Here is a 2,083-nt window from a genome sequence, read left to right as displayed (position 1 = left end):
CGGGACCGCGAGCGGCGGGACGGCGGGCTGCCAGGCCGTCCCGGTCGCGTGCGGGGCCTCCGGGACGCACGCGTCCGGGCCGTCGTAGGGCGCGGACTGGACGTCCAGGGGCAGGCCGAGCACGACGGTGCGGCGGGCGGCGACGGCGGTCCGGCAGGCGCGGGCAAGATCGGACAGCGCCGTCTCCGGCGCGTGGATCCGCTCCGGGACGGCCCCGACCGCGCGCGCCAGCGCCCCCTGGTCGACCCTGGAGTTCGACCGCACCGCGGACGCGGCGACCTCGCCGGTCAGCACCAGCAGCGGCGTGCGGCTCTTGGCGGCCTCGGCGATACCGGTGAGCGCGTTGGTCAGGCCCGGCCCCTGGTGGACGCTGAGCACCCCGAGGCCGCCGCCCGTCCGCGCGTAGGCGTCCGCCATCGTCGCCGCGCCGCCCTCGTGCCGGGCCGCGACGAACCGGGCACCGCCCTCGACCAGCGCGTTCGTCACCTCGAAGTTGCCGCTGCCGACGACGCCGAACACCGTGTGCGCGCCGAGCCGGGCCAGGGCCCTCCCGACCGCCTGGGCGACGTTCACCGGCCGACCGCGTCGAGCGGGCCGCCGGCGGCAGTGTCGAGCGGGCCGCCGGAGAGGGCGGCGGGAAGGGCCCCGTCTGGGAACGCGGACTGGGTCACGGCGGCCTCCCCTTCCCCGGGAACGTTCGCCACGCCCGGATCTCCCCGAACGTAACTTGACCGCAGCACCTTGAAAAGGCGCGGCCGGGAACCACCGGGCTAGCCGAGGTGGCGGCCGAGGCTGCCCTCCAGGAGCGCCAGCAGCTCCGCCAGCGCGGACGCCAGCTCGGCGTTCCGCTCCGCTCCGAGGCCGTCCAGCAGGGACGCCTCGTACTCGACCTGCTCGGACAGCAGCCGGTCCAGGAGCGCGCGGCCCTCCTCGGTCAGCGACACGTGCTGGACGCGCCGGTCCCGGTCGTCCGCGCGGCGCTCGACGAGGCCGCGTTCGGTCAGCGCGCGCAGCCGCTTGGTCACCGCCGCGCCGGACGCGAACGTCTCGCGCGCGAGGCGTCCGGGGGTCACGCCGGGGCCGAGCCGGTACAGCGCCGTGAGCGTGTCGTACTCCGGACGGGCCAGGCCCGCGCGGCCGAGCGGGGTGTCGCCCGCGTGCTGGAGGAGCGCCGCGCACCGGTTCACCCGGCCGATCACGGCCATCGGGGTCGTGTCGAGGTCGGGCCGCAGCTCCCGCCACTGCCGCAGCACCTCGGTCACCGCGTCCCGCACCGGCGGCCGCCCGGCCGTGTTCCCGTCCTGGGCGGGGACGGTCTCGTCCGGGGTCATCAGGCGGCCTCCTCGTCGCGGACGGTGCCGGTCGCGGCGAGCGTGGCGAGGGCGCGGTGGCCGTCGCGTTCGGCCCGCTCGACGCGTTCGGCGGGGAGCGCGCGCTGCCACCACTCGCCCTCGGCGACGTCGACGGCGTCCCGCAGGTCGACGAGGGCCGTGGTGACGCGGTCGCGGAGGGCGGCGACGGTGCCAGGCGCGGCGCCCGTCACGGCGTGCGTCTCGGCGACGGCGGCGGACAGCCGGTCCAGCGCGCCGCCGATGCGCCCGGACGCGCGCCGGTTGGTGATCAGGACGCAGCCGAGCAGCCCGACGGCCGCGCCCACGCAGGTGTCGAGCCAGCGGTCCCCGACCAGCTCGCTCGCGGGCCGGTACCCGGCGAACTCCACCATGCTCAGCGCCATCGGCGTCACGAACACCGAGCCGAGCCAGTAGTTGCGGGACATCGTCGCCTCGGCGGCGAACTGCGCGGCGAGCGCGACGAGCACCAGCGCGAGCGGCCCGATCCCGATCACCGGCAGCAGCGCGGTGAACAGCGCGAGGCCGAGGAGGTTCCCGAGCACCCGCTGGAGGGCGCGCCGCCAGGTCAGGACGAGGTTGGCCTGGAAGATCGCGGCGGCCGTGACGACCGCCCAGTAGGGGCGCCCGACGCCGAGCAGCATGGTCAGCCAGCCCGCGGCGGCCGCGCTCACGCCGACGCGGGTGGCGACGGGCAGCAGCGGCGAGCTCCGGCGCAGGGCGGCGAGGACGGC

Annotated in this window: 3 protein-coding genes; all 3 read right to left on the bottom strand. The window is 77.4% G+C overall.

Features of this window, described 5'->3' with window-relative positions; all coding sequences use genetic code 11:
• The coding region (locus tag EBO15_RS43290) for a thiamine pyrophosphate-binding protein (RefSeq protein ID WP_267898470.1) at positions 1–573 on the bottom strand (573 nt) is incomplete at its 3' end.
• A gap of 197 nt (positions 574–770) precedes the next feature.
• Positions 771–1,331 (bottom strand): MarR family winged helix-turn-helix transcriptional regulator, encoded by a 561-nt coding sequence (locus EBO15_RS43285; RefSeq protein WP_122200202.1) that lies wholly within the window; start codon positions 1,329–1,331, stop codon positions 771–773.
• The coding region (locus tag EBO15_RS43280) for an FUSC family protein (RefSeq protein WP_147481942.1) at positions 1,331–2,083 on the bottom strand (753 nt) is incomplete at its 5' end. The genes EBO15_RS43285 and EBO15_RS43280, both read right to left, overlap by 1 nt.

This window comes from Actinomadura harenae, from assembly GCF_003696215.1.
In the GTDB taxonomy this organism is placed as follows: Bacteria; Actinomycetota; Actinomycetes; order Streptosporangiales; family Streptosporangiaceae; genus Spirillospora; species Spirillospora harenae.
This window is presented reverse-complemented; position numbering and strand designations above follow the sequence as displayed.